Below are 439 nucleotides of genomic sequence, written 5' to 3'. Positions count from 1 at the left end.
CGGCGTGATCGGCCTGCGCGGTGCCGTGAAGGGCCTGAACTACGACCTCTTCGTCGGCGCACCGATCAGCAAGCCCGAGGGCTATCGCACGGCCAAGACGACCGCGGGCTTCAACCTGAACTTCAGTTTCTGAGCCCAGCAAGGGAAAAAGAATGAACAAACACCTTCACCGCATCGTCTTCAACGCCGCTCGCGGCATGCGCATGGTCGTGCAGGAGACGGCCATGAGCGCGGGCAAGGCCACGGGGGCCACCTCGGCTGTCGTGGCGACCGCGCTGGCCGGCTTGTTCGCCGTTTCGCCTGCGCCGGCGCAGATCGTCGGCGCGCCGGGCGTGGCGCCCAACCTGCGGCCCACGGTGCTGCTGGCGCCCAATGGCGTGCCCCTGGTCAATATCCAGACGCCCAGCGCAGCCGGCGTCTCGCGCAACCTCTTCAACCA

At 67.4% G+C, this 439-nt stretch carries 1 protein-coding gene; it reads left to right on the top strand.

The annotated features are described in order from the left end of the window. Positions 1-152 precede the first annotated feature (152 nt). On the top strand, positions 153-439 hold a 287-nt coding region (locus EJI01_RS28485; RefSeq protein ID WP_148112394.1), incomplete at its 3' end, for an ESPR domain-containing protein.

The sequence above is a fragment of the Variovorax sp. MHTC-1 genome, from assembly GCF_003984645.1.
Classification (GTDB): domain Bacteria; phylum Pseudomonadota; class Gammaproteobacteria; order Burkholderiales; family Burkholderiaceae_C; genus Variovorax.
The sequence above is the reverse complement of the archived record's forward strand: the minus strand, read 5'-3'. Positions and strand labels throughout refer to the sequence as shown.